This is a genomic window from Streptomyces sp. NRRL F-5727, from assembly GCF_000719555.1.
GTDB lineage: Bacteria > Actinomycetota > Actinomycetes > Streptomycetales > Streptomycetaceae > Streptomyces.
This window is the reverse complement of the sequence record NZ_JOGX01000098.1, coordinates 1-15,817: the sequence shown is the minus strand read 5'-3', so window position 1 is coordinate 15,817 and position 15,817 is coordinate 1. Positions and strand designations below refer to the sequence as shown.

At 73.4% G+C, this 15,817-nt stretch carries 14 protein-coding genes and 1 pseudogene; 13 read left to right on the top strand and 2 right to left on the bottom strand.

From position 1 onward, the window contains the following. The first annotated feature begins 212 nt into the window (after positions 1-212). Together IF73_RS0135360 and IF73_RS0135355 are read left to right on the top strand one after the other, a co-directional pair. Complete coding sequence (locus tag IF73_RS0135360; RefSeq protein ID WP_158822243.1) at positions 213-1,223, top strand: hypothetical protein; 1,011 nt, start codon at positions 213-215, stop codon at positions 1,221-1,223. Further along, the gene (locus IF73_RS0135355; RefSeq protein ID WP_031015222.1) at positions 1,220-4,039 is read left to right on the top strand and encodes a stealth conserved region 3 domain-containing protein; all 2,820 of its coding nucleotides are present in this window, start codon (positions 1,220-1,222) and stop codon (positions 4,037-4,039) included. Before IF73_RS0135360 ends, IF73_RS0135355 begins: the two co-directional genes overlap by 4 nt. A gap of 58 nt (positions 4,040-4,097) precedes the next feature. Here the strand turns inward: IF73_RS0135355 and IF73_RS0135350 are convergent, their stop codons facing one another. Beyond that, positions 4,098-5,855 carry a stealth family protein gene (locus tag IF73_RS0135350; RefSeq protein ID WP_031015220.1) on the bottom strand — a complete coding sequence of 586 codons (1,758 nt, stop codon included), beginning with the start codon at positions 5,853-5,855 and terminating at the stop codon, positions 4,098-4,100. A 226-nt stretch (positions 5,856-6,081) separates the two neighbouring features. On the opposite strand from IF73_RS0135350, the gene galE reads away from it, so the two are divergent. The 7 genes from galE to IF73_RS0135315 all read left to right on the top strand — a co-directional run bounded on the left by galE (position 6,082) and on the right by IF73_RS0135315 (position 12,899). Then, positions 6,082-7,068: a UDP-glucose 4-epimerase GalE gene (gene galE / locus IF73_RS0135345; RefSeq protein WP_031015218.1), complete on the top strand. Its 987-nt coding sequence runs from the start codon at positions 6,082-6,084 to the stop codon at positions 7,066-7,068. Between the two features lie 116 nt (positions 7,069-7,184). Beyond that, on the top strand, positions 7,185-7,622 hold the full coding sequence (locus IF73_RS38300) for a GtrA family protein (RefSeq protein ID WP_031015217.1): 438 nt from the start codon (positions 7,185-7,187) through the stop codon (positions 7,620-7,622). Between the two features lie 95 nt (positions 7,623-7,717). Next, positions 7,718-8,866 carry a glutamate 5-kinase gene (proB, locus tag IF73_RS0135335; RefSeq protein WP_199806780.1) on the top strand — a complete coding sequence of 383 codons (1,149 nt, stop codon included), beginning with the start codon at positions 7,718-7,720 and terminating at the stop codon, positions 8,864-8,866. A 197-nt stretch (positions 8,867-9,063) separates the two neighbouring features. Beyond that, positions 9,064-9,570, top strand: a complete 507-nt coding sequence (locus IF73_RS0135330) for a hypothetical protein (RefSeq protein ID WP_031015212.1) — start codon at positions 9,064-9,066, stop codon at positions 9,568-9,570. 127 nt (positions 9,571-9,697) lie between these two features. Further along, positions 9,698-10,981, top strand: a complete 1,284-nt coding sequence (locus IF73_RS0135325; protein WP_031015211.1) for a glutamate-5-semialdehyde dehydrogenase — start codon at positions 9,698-9,700, stop codon at positions 10,979-10,981. 88 nt (positions 10,982-11,069) lie between these two features. Next, positions 11,070-11,714 (top strand): hypothetical protein, encoded by a 645-nt coding sequence (locus IF73_RS0135320; RefSeq protein ID WP_031015209.1) that lies wholly within the window; start codon positions 11,070-11,072, stop codon positions 11,712-11,714. A gap of 105 nt (positions 11,715-11,819) precedes the next feature. Then, a complete protein-coding gene (locus tag IF73_RS0135315) occupies positions 11,820-12,899 on the top strand; it encodes a hypothetical protein (RefSeq protein ID WP_031015207.1) in 1,080 nt (359 codons plus the stop codon). 7 nt (positions 12,900-12,906) lie between these two features. Here the strand turns inward: IF73_RS0135315 and IF73_RS0135310 are convergent, their stop codons facing one another. Beyond that, positions 12,907-14,055, bottom strand: coding sequence for a M48 family metallopeptidase (locus IF73_RS0135310; RefSeq protein WP_051717647.1), 1,149 nt, complete (start codon positions 14,053-14,055; stop codon positions 12,907-12,909). Between the two features lie 146 nt (positions 14,056-14,201). On the opposite strand from IF73_RS0135310, the gene IF73_RS0135305 reads away from it, so the two are divergent. The 4 genes and pseudogenes from IF73_RS0135305 to IF73_RS42395 form a co-directional block, all read left to right on the top strand. Then, entirely contained in the window at positions 14,202-14,444 is a 243-nt protein-coding gene (locus IF73_RS0135305) for a hypothetical protein (RefSeq protein ID WP_031015204.1), read from the top strand. An 84-nt stretch (positions 14,445-14,528) separates the two neighbouring features. Next, the gene (locus IF73_RS41695; protein WP_030494103.1) at positions 14,529-14,693 is read left to right on the top strand and encodes a hypothetical protein; all 165 of its coding nucleotides are present in this window, start codon (positions 14,529-14,531) and stop codon (positions 14,691-14,693) included. A gap of 64 nt (positions 14,694-14,757) precedes the next feature. Beyond that, positions 14,758-15,375: a nicotinate-nucleotide adenylyltransferase gene (gene nadD / locus IF73_RS0135295; protein ID WP_031015202.1), complete on the top strand. Its 618-nt coding sequence runs from the start codon at positions 14,758-14,760 to the stop codon at positions 15,373-15,375. A gap of 24 nt (positions 15,376-15,399) precedes the next feature. Further along, positions 15,400-15,817, top strand: a pseudogene (locus IF73_RS42395) (LytR family transcriptional regulator); the annotation flags it as partial.

Sequence of the window (15,817 nt, the reverse complement as noted above, 5' to 3'; positions counted from 1 at the left end):
CGGGGGGCGGGCGGGGCGTGCGCGCGCGGGGGCCCGGCCGAGAACGCGTGGGGGACCGGCGGCGTAGCCCGTACACCTGTGTGGGTCAGGACGGTGAACGGTCACCTGATCGTCACCCCCCGGACGCCCCGCAGGGGATTTGCCTTCGTTCGGGGGCCTTGCCACTATGTGGCGCCCGACTGTCAACCCCCAGAACGGAAGCCGGGATTGTCGTGAGTGACGCCTTGCTGCCCTACGCGGTGGGTGCCGCGAAACGAGCCCGGCGGGTGGCGGTGCGGATGCGCCGCCGGGTCGAACGGCTGCACACCGCGCCGGCGTTCGGCGGGGGGATCCCGCCCCGGCCCGCGCTCCGCCCGCTCCACCTCTCCGTCCTCGGCGGCCGCACCCTCAACGTCGCCCTGCTCGTGCCGCCCACCACCGCCGTCGCCTCCGCCCGGCTCGAACTCGCCCGCGGCGGACGGACGCACCGGCTCCCGCTGGAGCTCGAACCGCAGAGCGACGGCACCCGTCTGCTCACCGCCACCACCGCCCTCCGCTTCACGGACGCACCCGACGGCGACAGCGCGAGCGACCCCGGTCTCGCCCTCACCGCCGGGCTGTGGCGGGTCGCCACCGTCCTCACCGGCCCCGACGGCCAGGAGACCCGCACCGGCGTCGCCGCCGTGGCCCTCCCCGCGACCGACGGCCCGGTCGCCCCCGTCTCGCCCGACCCGGCCGGCGGCGCCCACTTCCGGCTGATGCGCTCCGTCGACGGCTTCGCCGTCCTCAAGGTCCGCGCCCCCGCCCACCAGGCCGAACTCGACACCTTCGCCCTCCGCTGGGACCGGATCACGGTCCGCGGCCGGGTCGTCGCCCCGCAGGCCCCGCCCGCCGCGTACACCGCCCAGGCGGTCCGCCGCGGCGGCGGCGCGGTCCTCCGGGCCCCGCTGGAGTGGGACGGCGACCGCTTCGCCTTCGACCTGCCGCTCGCCGGCATGGTCTCCGGCCGCCGCGCCCACCGCTGGGACATCCAGCTCCAGCAGGGCCGCACCGGCCTCAAGATCGGCCGCCGGCTCACCGACCTGCGCCGGCGCGACCAGGTGATCCGCACCTCGTTCCGGATCATCGCCCTGGAAGACGGCTCGCTCCTCCGAGTGCATGCCTACATCACCTCGGCCGGGGCGCTCGCCGTCTCCTGCGTCGGGTTCGAAGGCGCCCCCGACGGCGCGGAGGAACGCGTATGAAGATCACCATCCTGCTCACCTGGGGCGACGCCATGGGTGGCACCGAGATGGCCGCCTACACCCAGGCCGCCCAGCTGATGCCGCGTCACGAGGTCGAGATCCTCAGCGTGTTCAGGACGGAGGAGGAGCCGTTCCTGCCGGAGGCGAAGGGGATGGCCATCCGCTACCTGGTGGACCGCACCGGCCGCTCGCCGCGCCCGGTCCGCCCCTCCACGCTCACCCCGGGCGAGTGCGAGGCCCTCGCCAAGCTGCCCAGCGAGCTGATCGAGACCGCCTGGGAGCCCACCTTCGACCGGCTCTCCGACATCGAGATGACCGCCGCCCTCTCCGGGCTCGACGCGGACGTCCTGGTGACCACCACCCCCGCCCTGATGGCCGCCGCCGTCGCCCTCGTCCCGGCCGGGGTCGCCGTCGTCCACCAGGAGCACCGGGTCTCCCAGCTGCGCGGCGCCACCGGCGAACCGCTCCTCACCCACGCCCCCCGGCTGGACGCCCTGGTCTCGCTCACCGAGCTGACCACCGACTGGTTCGCCGAGTCGCTCGGCACCGCCGCCCCGCGCCTCGCCACCATCCCCAACGCCATGCCCGACGGTTACCGGCCCCGCTCCGACCTCGGCTCGAAGACCATCGTGGTGGCCGGCCGGCTGGTCCCGGAGAAGCAGCTCGACCACGCGATCCAGGCGTTCGCCGAGGTCGCCGACGAGCACCCCGGCTGGCGGCTGCGGATCTTCGGCGACGGCCCCCAGCTGGCCGCCCTGCGCCGGCTCGTCGAGGGCCTCGGCGTGCACGACCGGGTCGAACTCGTCGGCCGCAGCCGCCGGATGGCCGAGGAGTGGGCCACGGCGGCGATCTGTCTGATGCCCTCGCGCGTCGAGTCCTTCGGGCTGGTGATGCTGGAGGCGTTCACCGCCGGCGTCCCCGTCGTCGCGTACGACACCCTCACCGGCCCCTCCCAGATCGTCCGCCACGAGGTGGACGGCCTGCTGGTACCCGCCGACGACATCGCCTCGCTGGGCGCCGCCCTCTCCCGGCTGATGGGCGACGACGAACTGCGCACCGGCTACGGCGCCGCCGCGCGCGCCGGGGCCCGCGAGCGCTTCGCCCCGGAGGTCGTCACCGCCCGCTGGGACGAGCTCTTCGCCGCGCTCCACGCCGAGGGCCCGGCCGCCCGCGCCGCCGCCCGCGCCGACCGCGCCGCCCACCGGGTCGCCGCCGGCGGCAGCCGCAGCTTCGCCGTCTCCGCGCCGATCAGCAGGCTCTCGCCCTCCACGGACGAACAGAAGGCCCGCGAGGTCATCCTCCAGGCCAAGGACCCCAAGTCCCTGGTCCGCTCGGCGGGCCGGCTCGCCGAGGTCCGCGACGACGTCCCGTCCTGGCGCATGGGCGAGATCAACCTGGAGCTGACCGCGCAGGCTTTGGAACGGCACGGCGTCCCCTACGTCCTGCTCCACGACCCCACCACCGTCAGCCACCGCCTCGCCGTCAAGCAGCCCGACCGGGAGCGCGCCCTGCGCGCCCTCGGCACCGAGCTGCACGGCCGGCCGGTCTACGCCGAGCTCGTCGCCCCCCGGACCGCCGCCCCCGGCGCCCGGCTCGCCGAGACCCTCACCCACGCCCCCGACGTCGCCGGCGTCCGGATCTTCAAACCGCTCGTCAGCGACAGCCGGACCCTGCGGTACGGGCCGGTGTACGGCTGCGGCGTCGAGTTCTGGTCCGAGGAAGAGGGCGACACCGGCTGGTACACCGCCCCGCGCGGCACCACCCTCGTCGGCCCCCGGCTGCCCTCCCTCGACGGGGACGCCCGGATCTCCGTCGCCGGCCGGGAGTACCCGACCCTGGCGGTCTTCACCAAGAAGCTCATGTGGAACGTCGACTTCCCCGTCGACGCCGTCTACACCTGGGTCGACGACACCGACCCGGTGTGGCGCGCCAAGCGCGACGCCGCCCGCCGCGAGCAGGGGCTCGCCACCGACGACGCCCAGTCCGGCGACGTCCGCTTCCGCAACCGCGACGAGCTGCGCTACTCGCTGCGCTCCCTCGCCGCGCACGCCCCCTGGATCCGGCGGATCTTCCTCGTCACCGACGACCAGGCGCCGGCCTGGCTGGACACCGCCCACCCCGACGTCGAGGTGGTGAGCCACCGCGAACTCTTCGCCGACGCGCAGTGGCTGCCCAGCTTCAACTCGCACGCCATCGAGTCCCAGCTGCACCGCATCGAGGGCCTCGCCGAGCACTTCCTCTACATCAACGACGACGTGTTCTTCGGCCGCCCCCTCGCACCGAACAAGTTCTTCCAGTCGAACGGCAACTCGCTCTTCTTCCGCTCGCCGACCGCCGTCCCGCCCGGCGACGTCACCGACGGGACCGAGGGCTACTTCGTCGCCGCCAAGAACAACCAGGTCCTCCTGGAGGAGGCGTTCGGCCGGATCGCCACCCACGGCTTCCTGCACACCCCGCACCCACTGCGCCGCAGCGTCCTGGCGGAGATCGCCGAGCGGTGGCCGGAGGAGACCGCGCGGACCGCCGCGACCCCGTTCCGCGGCCGGACCGACCTGTCGATCACCTCCTCGCTCCACCACCACTACGGCTATCTGACCGGAAAGGCGTCGCCCGGCTCGATCTCCGCCGCGTACGCCAACATCGGCGACTACAAGCACCACGTGGCGCTCAGCCGCCTCCTCGCCGCCCGCCACCGTGACGTCATCTGCATCGGCGAGTCCGCGGAGGCGGAGGTGCCGCTGGACGAACAGGACCGGGTGCTGCGCGCCTTCCTGGAGGCGTACTTCCCGGTGCGCTCGCCGTACGAGAAGGACTGACCGACCCGGACACGCGTGAGGGGGGCGCCCGCCCGGGCGCCCCCCTCACGCGTACCGCCTAGCGCTTCTCGTACGGGCTCGGGACCGGGAAGTACGCCTCCAGGAAGGGGGTGATGAGGTCCTTCTGCCCGCCCGCGTCCTGCTCCGTGGAGACCGTGTCGTTGACACAGAAGACCGCCCGGTCGCGCTGGGCGAGCAGCCGGCCGAGCCGGGTCTCCGTCCACGGGTGGGTGAGGTCCAGGTAGGCGTAGGGCAGATCGGTCGACGGGACCGCGCGGCCGGTGTGGAAGGCGTAGTAGTGGTGCAGCGAGGAGGCGATCGAGATGTCGTCGACGCTGCGGAAGCGGTTCGCCTCGGTGCGGCGGTACTCGGCGGCGAACTCCGTCTCGATCTCCGCCAGCACGCTGCGCCGCAGCGGATGCGGCATGTGCTTCATCTTCTGCACCAGGACCGAGCCGTACCGCTGTTCGATCAGCCGGCGGTTGTTCTTGCCCGCGGCGGCCACCGGCGGGTCGTCGAGGCTGCGCTCGCCGACCGGGACCAGCGCGGGGGAGGGGAAGAACTTGGTGAGCCCGCTGGCGTGGAAGAAGTCCCCCGGGGTCACCTCGCGGCTGAGCATCACGTCGTCGTTGAGGTAGAGGAAGTGCTCGGAGAGCCCGTCGATGTGGTGCAGCTGCGACTCGATCGCGTGCGAGTTGAAGGTCGGCAGCACCTCGGGGGAGCGGAAGATCTCCTTGTGCGAGACGACCCGCAGCCCGGGGACGGTGGTGTCCAGCCAGGACGGCGTCTGGTCGTCGGTGACCAGGAAGACGGTCCGCACCCAGGGTGCGTACAGGTGCAGCGAGCGCAGCGAGTAGCGCAGCTCGTCGCGGCTGAGGTAGCGGGCCGCGTTGGCCGCCTCCGCGTGGTACGCCTCGCCGGCGTACTCCGCGCGCCGCCGCAGCCACTCCGGGTCCGAGCCGTCCACCCAGGTGTAGACGACGTCGACGGGGAAGGTGACCTGGTCGGTGCGGACGACGGCGGTCTCGGCGCGGGCCGGCACGAGCGGCGCGCCGTCGGGGACGGTACGGGCGCCGGGGCGGACGTCGGTGAAGTCCGTGAAGCAGCACTCCGGGGCGTCCACGAGCCGGCCCTGCGGGGGCAGGACGGCGGTGACCCGGCCCGGGCGCGGCGCGGTCAGCTCGCCATCCTCCTCGCGCCAGAACTCCACGTCGCAGCCGTACGCGTCGCCCAGCTTGAGCTGGTGGGTGGGGTCGGCCCGGTACCAGGTCAGCCGCACGACGGCGGCGGTACGCAGCCGGTGCCAGGTCCCGGCGGCGAAACCGGGCTGGGAGGGGCGGCTGACCGGGCCGTTCCCGCCGACCGGGGTCGCGTAGCCCGGCTCCCGCGCGCAGGCGGCGGCGAGGGCGGCCAGCACGGCGGCCCGGTCCTCCTCGCGCACGGCCACCGCGGAGGAGGTGTCCGACTTGCCGGGGACGCAGAAGTGCGCGACGCCGGCGGCGGCGAGCGCGCCGAGCACCGCCTCCAGATTGGCCCGTCGGGCGCGCAGCGGCGTGATCCCCTCGGCGATCAGCGCCACCTTCGGCTCCCGGCCGACGCTGATCACGGCACGGTCCGGTCCGGCGGTGAGCGCCGCGTACCGCCGGGCCAGCCGGTTGCGGCGCAGACGCTCGGCGGCGGCGGTCCCGCTGGCGATGCGGAGCTTCACGCGGCGGCGCACATCGGCGTCCACCTGCGCGACGACGGCCCGTCGCACGCGGTCGGGAACGGCTCGGCGGTAGACCCCCAGCAGCCGGGGTGACTCGGGATTTCGCACTGCTGTTTACTCCTCGAACACGTACATATGCGGAGAGTGAGCAGCACCAGTATGCAGCCTGCCGGGGACACCCCCGGGGCGCGCGAGAGCCGTCACGCGCCCCCCTTGAGGCGGGTGCGCCCCCGCGTCGGGACGCAGGCGTTTCGACGTCGCGGCGGGCAGCAGGTACGGTGTGACTCCGCGGCGGAGTTCCCGCGGTGCTCAGCGACAAGGGAGTGGGGAGAGCATGACGTACCTGATCACCGGCGGTGCCGGTTACATCGGCGCGCACGTGGTCCGGGCCATGACGGCGGCGGGCGAGCGGGTGGTCGTCCTCGACGACCTGTCGACCGGATACGCGCACCGGGTCCCCGAGGGCGTGCCGCTCGTCGTCGGCTCCACCCTCGACCGCGAGCTGCTCGACCGGACGCTCGCCGAGCACGCCGTCACCGGCGTCGTCCACCTCGCCGCGAAGAAGCAGGTCGGCGAGTCCGTCGAGCTGCCGCTGCACTACTACCGCGAGAACGTCGTCGGCCTCACCGTCCTCCTGGAGGCGGTCGCCGCGGCCGGCGTGCGCAACTTCCTCTTCTCCTCCTCCGCCGCCGTGTACGGCATGCCGGACGTCGACCTCGTCACCGAGGAGACGCCCTGCGCCCCGCTCAGCCCGTACGGCGAGACCAAGCTCGCGGGCGAGTGGCTGGTCCGCGCGGCCGGCCAGGCGCACGGCATCGCCACCGCCTGCCTGCGCTACTTCAACGTGGCCGGCGCGGCCACTCCCGAGCTCGCCGACACCGGTGTCTTCAACCTGGTGCCGATGGTCTTCGAGCGGCTCGACGCCGGTGAGGCGCCCCGGATCTTCGGCGACGACTACGCCACCCCCGACGGCACCTGCATCCGCGACTACATCCACGTCGAGGACCTGGCCGACGCCCACCTCGTCGCCGCCCGCAAGCTCGCCGAGTGGGCCGAGGCGGGCGAGCCGCGCGACCTGACCGTCAACATCGGCCGCGGCGAGGGCGTCTCCGTCACCGAGATGGTCGGCCTGATCAACGAGATCACCGAGCACACCACCGAGCCCGTCGTCACCCCGCGCCGCCCCGGCGACCCGGCCCGCGTCGTCGCCTCCGCCGACCGCATCGCCGCAGAGCTGGGCTGGAAGGCCCGGTACGACGTCCGCGACATGATCGGCTCTGCCTGGGCCGGCTGGACCGCCCGCCGCGGCGCCGCCGTCTAGGATTCGTCGGAATCGTCGAACGGCCCCCTCGTACCCACCGTACGAGGGGGCCGTTCGTCGTGCGGGTGTCGCCCCCGCGGCATGTCCCGTTCATCTCTCGGCGATCTGATGGGCCCATGCGAGACCAGCTCGGCCAGATCATCCGCTTCGGCGTGGTGGGCGGGATCAACACCGGCACCTTCTTCGGCTGCTACCTGCTCCTCCACCCCTGGATGCCGTACTTCGCCGCGTACACCCTCGCCTTCCTGCTCAGCATGGTGGGCTCCTTCTTCCTCAACACGTACTTCACCTACCGCACCCGCCCCACCTGGAAGAAGTTCGCCCTCTTCCCCCTCACCAACGTCACCAACTACGTCGTGCAGAGCGCCGGCCTGTACGCGCTCGTCACCTGGGCCGGAACGGACGACCGGATCGCGCCACTCGTGGCCGCCGTCGTCGCCATCCCCTTCACGTACGTGATCTCCCGCCGGATCCTCGTCAGCCGGGGTCCCGGTCCGCGGGACGCCGGTCCGGAGGGCGAAACGGAGGAGCGGCAGCCGTCCCGGCTCGCGTAGATTGCCCCTCGCGACCGTGCCGGGAGCGCACGGCGCCGGAACAGCGAGTGAGGACGGCCCAGGTGGCGACGGAGATGGCGACGGTGCAGCAGGACATGAACCGACCGGACGTGACTCCGCAGACCGTGACGCGCCCATTCGTCACCGAGGCCCGCCGGATCGTCGTCAAGGTCGGCTCCTCCTCCCTCACCACCGCCGCCGGCGGCCTCGACGCCGACCGGGTCGACGCCCTCGTCGACGTCCTCGCCAAGGTCCGCAGCGGCGGCGAGAAGGAGATCGTCCTGGTCTCCTCCGGCGCCATCGCCGCCGGCCTCGCCCCGCTCGGCCTCACCCGCCGCCCCAAGGACCTGGCCCGCCAGCAGGCCGCCGCCAGCGTCGGCCAGGGCCTCCTCGTCGCCCGGTACACCGCCTCCTTCGCCCGCTACGGCGTCCGCGTCGGCCAGGTGCTGCTCACCACCGACGACACCAGCCGCCGGGCCCACTACCGCAACGCCTACCGCACCCTCGACCAGCTCCTCGCCATGGGCGCGCTGCCGGTCGTCAACGAGAACGACACCGTCGCCACCGACGAGATCCGCTTCGGCGACAACGACCGGCTCGCCGCCCTCGTCGCCCACCTCGTCCGCGCCGACCTCCTCGTCCTCCTCTCCGACGTCGACGGCCTCTACGACGGCGACCCGGCCAAGCCCGGCACCTCCCGGATCGCCGAGGTCGGCGGCCCGCAGGACATCGCCCACGTCGAGATCGGCTCCGCCGGCAAGGCCGGCGTCGGCACCGGCGGCATGGTCACCAAGGTCGAGGCCGCCCGGATCGCCGCAGCCGCCGGCATCCCCGTCGTCCTCACCTCCGCCAGCCGCGCCGCCGACGCCCTCGCCGGGCGCGACACCGGCACGTACTTCCAGCGCACCGGCCGCCGCTCCGCCGACCGCCTGCTCTGGCTCGCCCACGCCTCCACCCCCCAGGGCTCCCTCGCGCTCGACGACGGCGCCGTCCGCGCCGTCGTCGAGGGCAAGAAGTCGCTGCTCGCCGCCGGCATCGCCGCCGTCGAGGGCGAGTTCGTCGCCGGCGACCCGGTCGAGCTCCGGGACACCGACGGCCGCCCCGTCGCCCGCGGCCTCGTCAACTTCGACGCCAGGGAGCTCCCCCGGATGCTGGGCCGCTCCACCCGCGAACTCGCCGCGGAGCTCGGCCCCGAGTACGAGCGCGAGGTCGTCCACCGCGACGACCTCGTCGTCCTCGGCTGAGCGCGCCCCCCTCCGAGGCCGGAAACCGGTGCGGAAGCCCTTGCGAAACGACCGCCGAAACGGCTGAAACTCCTGCCATCCGGAAGGGACCTTTACCAAAACCGCCCCATGCGACGGCTCGGACTGGTCAACTTTGTCTCGGGGGTAACGAGCAAACGCGGGGTACAGCACCACACGCATCACACAGGAGGCCGCCGGTGAGACGAGCGCGCCCAGGGGCACTGCCCCGCGGGACGGCCGAACGCGCCCTGACGAGTGTCGAGGCCGGAGCCGACTTCGACGCGGCACAGGACACGGCCACGGAAGGCAAGGGCACAGCAGCCGAGACGGGCACACGGGACGGCGGCGCGGGGGAGCGCCCGCTGTCCAAGCTGTGGCACGTCACCCTCAGCGTGTCCGGCGTCGAGTCACCGCTGAAGGAGGTGCGCCGAGGGCTGGAACAGCTGGCCCACGACCACCCCTTCCTGCTGACCAGCCGCTACGCCAACGACCACGCCGAGATCCGGTACTGGGAGGAGGCCCGCGACCTGCACGACGCGGCCGCCGTCGCCCTCCGGCTCTGGGGCGAGCACCGGCAGACCGCCAAGCTCCCCCCGTGGGAGATCGTCGGCCTGGAGGTCATCGACCGGGAGACCTACCACCAGCGGATCGCGGAGGGCTACGGCCCGCCGCCCGCCGCCCCCGTCGGGGTCCACCCCTACTGACCGGCCGGGGTCCCGGGCCACGGACCGGGCAGCCGCCGTCCGCGCACCGACACGGGCGCGTCTCGCACTGCGGGATGCGCCCGTCGTACGTGCCGGGTCCACCCGCCCGTGCCAGTACCCTGCGGGCATGACCTCGCTCACGCCCCTCGACAACCTCTCCCCGGTCACCCGGGCCGCCTACCGGGCCCGTGGCGCCGCCGCACAGATCGCGCCACTGCCGCGCTCGGCCAAGGACGACGCCCTCCTCGCCATCGCGGACGCCCTCGAAGTCCGCACCGCGGAGATCGTCGAGGCGAACGCCGAGGACATCGCCAAGGCCCGCGAGGCCGGCACCAGCGAGTCGATCATCGACCGGCTCACCCTCACCCCCGAGCGGGTCCGCGCCATCGCCGCCGACGTCCGCCACGTCGCCGCCCTGCCCGACCCGGTCGGCGAGGTCGTCCGCGGCTCGACCCTCCCCAACGGCCTCGACCTCCGCCAGGTCCGCGTCCCCCTCGGCGTCGTCGGCATCATCTACGAGGCCCGGCCCAACGTCACCGTGGACGCCGCCGCCCTCTGCCTCAAGGCCGGCAACGCCGTCCTGCTCCGTGGCTCCTCCTCCGCCTACGCCTCCAACACCGCCCTCGTCACCGTCCTCCGCGACGCCGTCGGCGGCGCCGGGCTGCCCGCCGACGCCATCCAGCTCGTCCCCGGCGAGTCCCGCGACTCCGTCCGCGAGCTGATGCGCGCCCGCGGCCTCGTCGACGTCCTCATCCCGCGCGGCGGCGCCTCCCTGATCAAGACGGTCGTCGAGGAGTCCACCGTCCCGGTCATCGAGACCGGCACCGGCAACTGCCACGTCTACGTCGACGCCGCGGCCGACCTCGACATGGCCGTCGACATCCTGATCAACTCCAAGGCCCAGCGGGTCAGCGTCTGCAACGCCGCCGAGACCCTCCTGGTCCACCAGGACATCGCCGCCGCCTTCCTGCCCCGCGCGCTCGACGCGCTGGCCGAGGCCGGCGTCACCGTCCACGCCGACGAGCGGGTCCTCGCCCACACCGAGGGCACCAAGGCCACCGTCGTCCCGGCCACCCCCGAGGACTGGGAGACCGAGTACCTCTCCCACGACATCGCCGCCGCCGTCGTCGACTCCCTCGACAAGGCCGTCGAGCACATCCGCATGTGGACCTCCGGCCACACCGAGGCCATCGTCACCACCTCGCAGGCCGCGGCCCGCCGCTTCACCCAGCTGGTCGACTCCACCACGGTGGCCGTGAACGCCTCCACCCGCTTCACGGACGGCGGACAGTTCGGCTTCGGCGCGGAGATCGGCATCTCCACCCAGAAGCTCCACGCCCGCGGCCCCATGGGCCTTCCGGAGCTCACCTCCACCAAGTACATCGTGACCGGCGACGGTCACATCCGGTAACACCACCTCGCACACCTCCTTTCGGTACGGGCGGGGAGACTTCGCACTCTCCCTGCCCAAAACCACATCCCCGGTCTACTCTGAGACCGTGCCGGACGACGTGGGGGGCAGGCCGTCCCCGAACGGCTGGGAGCCCGACGACGAGCGCGGAGGCGCCGCCGAGGGCCACTGGGACGTGGTCTTCGACGAGGAGTTCGTCAGGGCCGCCGCCGTCCACGAGCCGACGGCCGTCGAACGCCTCCTCGCCGCCGCCCAAGCCCGCGCCGACGCCGAATCGGCCCGCGCCCGCGCCCTCCGCGCCGCGGGCGACGACGACCTCTACGACGACGGCCGCGACCCCGTCGGCCTCACCTACGAGCCCGACGACATCGGCGACGACGCCAGCCCCTACGGCCGCCACGGCGGCGCCCTCCGCCCCTACCGGAGCAGCGCCCGCTGGCACCGGCCCGTCGCCTGGCTCCTCGCCCTCCTGATGGGCATCGGCATGGTGGCCCTCGCCTTCACCGCCGTCTACCGCGGCGCCGCCGCCAACCGGCAGGACCAGGTCCCGCCGGCCTCCACCGGCGTCGACCAGCCCAACCCGGCCCCGCCGGCCGCCTCCCCGGCCGCCGCGCCCCCGGTACCGGTCCTCACCGGCACCCCGGCCACCGCGGCCGCCCCGCCGGCCGCCGGCCACCCGGCGAGCGCCGACCGGACGCCCCCCGCGGCCTCCGCCGCCCCCCGCACACCCTGACACCACCCGGACGGCCGTCCGGCCGCCACTCCGACGGCGGAAAACTTCCGAACTTGTCGTGTACCTGGGCGTTTACCGAAGCCCCCGCCGACCTACCCTGAAGGTATGGCAGGGCGTGGCGACCCGCCTGAGGGGACTCCCGAGGGACTCCCCGGCGGTGAGGACGAGTACCGATCCGTCGTCTTCGACGAGGCGTTCGTCCGCGCTGCCCACCTCCAGGAGTACTCCGCCCGGGAACGAATGGGCGAGCACGCGCTCGCCGTCCGCAACCGCCCCGGCCCCATCGGCCGCCACGGCTCCGGCCAGGCCCTCCTCCTGGCCCTGCTGATCCTCCTCGCCTTCGGCACGGCCGTCTATCTCGGCCTGCGCAACCCCTACCAGCCCCCACCCGACCAGCGCGCCGAGCCGCTCCGTACCACCGTCGTCCCGCTCGCCCCCCAGGGCCCCGTCCCCGGCGGAGACCCCGCCCGGCTCCTCGCCCGCAGCCCCGCCGCCGAGTACCGCACCGGCGCCGCCGGCATCAACCTCCCCGTCGCCGCCCGCACCACCCACTTCTCCGAGGGCCAGGTCGTCACCGCCCTCAGCATCGCCAAGGACTACCTCGTCGCCTCCTCCCTGGAGCCCGACGTCCTCGCGGGCCAGACCGTCCGGCCCGCCCGCCTGCTGCTCGACCCCGACCAGCTGGCCCAGTTCGACCGCAGCGTCTCCGCACCCGCCGACGACGGCCGGCACGCCGTCGCCGCCTGGGTGGTCCGCTTCGACCCCCGGCAGGTCACCGTGGCCGAGCCCGCGCCCCGCGTCCAGGGCACCCTGCGCTTCGCCGAGACCACCGCGGACACCCTCGACGTCACCGCCGACCACACCTTCACCTACGCGCTGCGCCCCGCCGTCCAGGGCCCGGGCACCGACGCCGCCGCCTCCCTCTTCACGGTCCACCGCACCCTGCACTTCCGCTTCGACCGCGAGGACCTGCGCATGCACCGCGCCGAGCTGCTGGTCAGCACCGTCGAGGCCGGGCCGCAGGCGTGCGGCGCCGACACCGGAGGCGAGCTCAGGCCGCTGCTGGCCGGAGCCGAGGTCCCGGCGAAGGCCGGACCGGCCCTCACCGACCCCTACGCCACCGACCGGCCCACGGCCCCCGCGCTCTGCGGAGCCCTCGCCCCGGCCGCCCAGCCCAGGCCCTGACGCCCGGCTACTCCCCGGCGCCCGTGTCCTTGGCGGAGGAGTCCCCGCCCGAGTCCTGGCCCGAGTCCTGGCCCGAGTCCTTGCCCGGCTCCTTGCCCGGCTCCTTCGGGGCGCCGCCGCCGAACACCGTCCGCAGCCGTCCGCCCAGGTCGCCCGCGAGCTCCCCGGCCCCGCCGGCTATGTCCCCGACGAGCTTGACCAGCGGATCCTTGCTCTCCCGCACGGTCTGCGCGTAGTGACCGGCCGACTCCCGGAAGGAGTCCGTGACCGAGGTGTCCTTGTCCTCCGAGCGCTTCGGGTAGTGGCCGTCCATCAGCCGCTGGTAGTCGCGGCTCTCCGACCACTTCTTCAGCTCGGCCGCCCGCACGGTGGTGAACGGGTGCGAGCGCGGCAGCACGTTGAGGATCTTCAGGACCGAGTCCCGCAGGTCACCGGCCTTCTCGTACTCGTCCGCCTGGGCGAGGAACGCGTCCACGTTCATCTCGTGCAGATGGTTGCCGCCGGCGATCTTCATCAGGCCCCGCATCGACGCCCGCAGGTCCTGCCCCACCAGCAGCCCCGCCCGGTCGGCGGACAGCTCCGACTTGCGGAACCACTCGCGCAGCGCGGTCACGATGGCCATCACCGCCACGTTGCCCAGCGGGATCCACGCGACCTTCAGCGCCACGTTCGTCAGGAAGAGCAGCACCGTCCGGTACACCGCGTGCCCCGACAGGGCGTGCCCGACCTCGTGGCCGATGACCGCCCGCATCTCCTCCTCGTCGAGCAGCTCGACGAGCCCCGTGGTCAGCACGATCACCGGCTCGTCCAGGCCCACGCACATCGCGTTCGGCACCGGGTTCTGCGTGACGTACATCGGCGGGACCTTGTCCAGGTCGAGGATGTAACAGGCGTCCCGCAGCATGTCGTTGAGGTGCGAGAACTGCGCGTCGCTCACCCGGACGGAGTCCGAGAGGTAGAGAAGCCGCAGACTGCGCTCCGGCAGCAGTCCGCTGAGTGCCTTGAACACCGTGTCGAAACCGCTCAGCTTCCGCAGCGCCACCAGCGCCGACCGGTCCGCCGGGTGCTCGTAGGCCCGCGAGGAGATACCGGGGAACCGCTTGCGCTGCCTGCTCGGCGCGCTTCCCTGCTGGTTCCCGCCGTGGTTGTCGGTCATGAACGCCCCCTGTCCATCCGTACGAGTCGGTACTCGTCCCCCTGACACGCCCCACCCTAGGCGAGGGCGCTACCGTGGGCGGAGAGCCTGTGGACAACTCGGGCCCTGTGGACAAAGAACCCCGTGGAACAAGGGAGCACGACCGCATGCCGGACATCGCCGCAGCCACCGCCGCCCTCACCGGCATCGCCGCGGCGGCTCAGCAGGGACCGGGCGACACGCTCCGCATCGTCCTGCTGGTCTCCCTGGTCGGCGGCGCCCTCCTCGCCTGGTTTCTGCTCCGCGGCTACGGAGGCGACGAGACGACGGACGAGACGACGGCCGAGACCCGGTCCGCCGACACCTCCGCCCGAGGGGCGTCCGGGGACGCCGAGGACGCCAACGCCTGAGTCGGCGTGAGAGAGCCGCGACCGCCCGCATACGATGTGCGCGAAGTCTCCGCTCCCACCCCCGATCTGATAGGTCTGCCGAAGATGAGCCTCCACAGCACCGCCGCCAACCTCGTCACGCTTGCTTCCGAGGGCGCCGAGCACGGTGGCAACCACGACAGCCTCAACCCGTACGTCACCGGCGGTGGCGCCTTCCTCGCGCTGATGCTGCTGCTCTGGATCACCACCCGCTTCAACCGCGACCGCTGAGCCGGACGCGGACCGGGAGGCCGCTGAGCCGGCGTCCGCCGCCGTGCCAGTAGGCTCTGCACGCATGGGAGAGCAGGAAGTGCCTACTGGCGGCCGCGGCAAGCGCCGCCTCGGCGTGATGGGCGGGACGTTCGACCCGATCCACCACGGACACCTGGTGGCGGCCAGCGAGGTCGCCGCCCTGTTCCACCTGGACGAGGTGGTGTTCGTACCGACCGGCGAGCCGTGGCAGAAGAGCCACAAGGCCGTGTCGCCCGCCGAGGACCGCTATCTGATGACGGTCATCGCCACGGCCTCCAACCCGCAGTTCTCGGTCAGCCGCATCGACATCGACCGCGGCGGCGCGACCTACACCATCGACACCCTGAGGGAGCTGCGCTCCCTCAACAGCGACGCCGACCTCTTCTTCATCACCGGTGCCGACGCGCTCTCGCAGATCCTCACCTGGCGCGACGCGGAGGAGCTCTTCGCCCTCGCCCACTTCATCGGCGTCACCCGGCCGGGCCACGACCTCACCGACGACGGACTGCCCGAGGGCGGCGTCTCCCTCGTCGAGGTCCCCGCCCTCGCCATCTCGTCCACCGACTGCCGCGCACGGGTCGCCGAGGGCGACCCCGTCTGGTATCTCGTCCCGGACGGCGTCGTCCGCTACATCGACAAGCGCCAGCTGTACCGCGGCTAGTCACAGTCCCGGGGAGGGGCACCGGTGAACGATCAGCAGAACCCGTACGACCCGTACTACCCGCAGCCGCAGATCATCGGCTACGACGCGTACGGGCAGCCGGTGTACCAGCAGCAGGCCGAGCCCCCGCAGCAGTCCGCGTACGACCCGTACGCCGGACAGCAGCAGACGTACGGCTACGACCCCTACGCCCAGCCCCAGCAGCCCCAGGCCCCGCAGCAGCCCCAGGCGCCCCAGCAGCCCGCGTACGACCCCTACGCCGGCATGCCGGGACACGGCCAGGCCCAGGGCGGCTACGCCCAGCCCGCGTACGACCCCTATGACACCTACGGCGGCGCCGGACAGCAGTGGCAGGCCGCCGAGCCCGCCGCGCCCGTCGCCGCCGCCCCGGCCGGCGTCCCCGGCCAGCGGCCCGCCCCCGAGCCGCCCGCCGCCCCAGCGC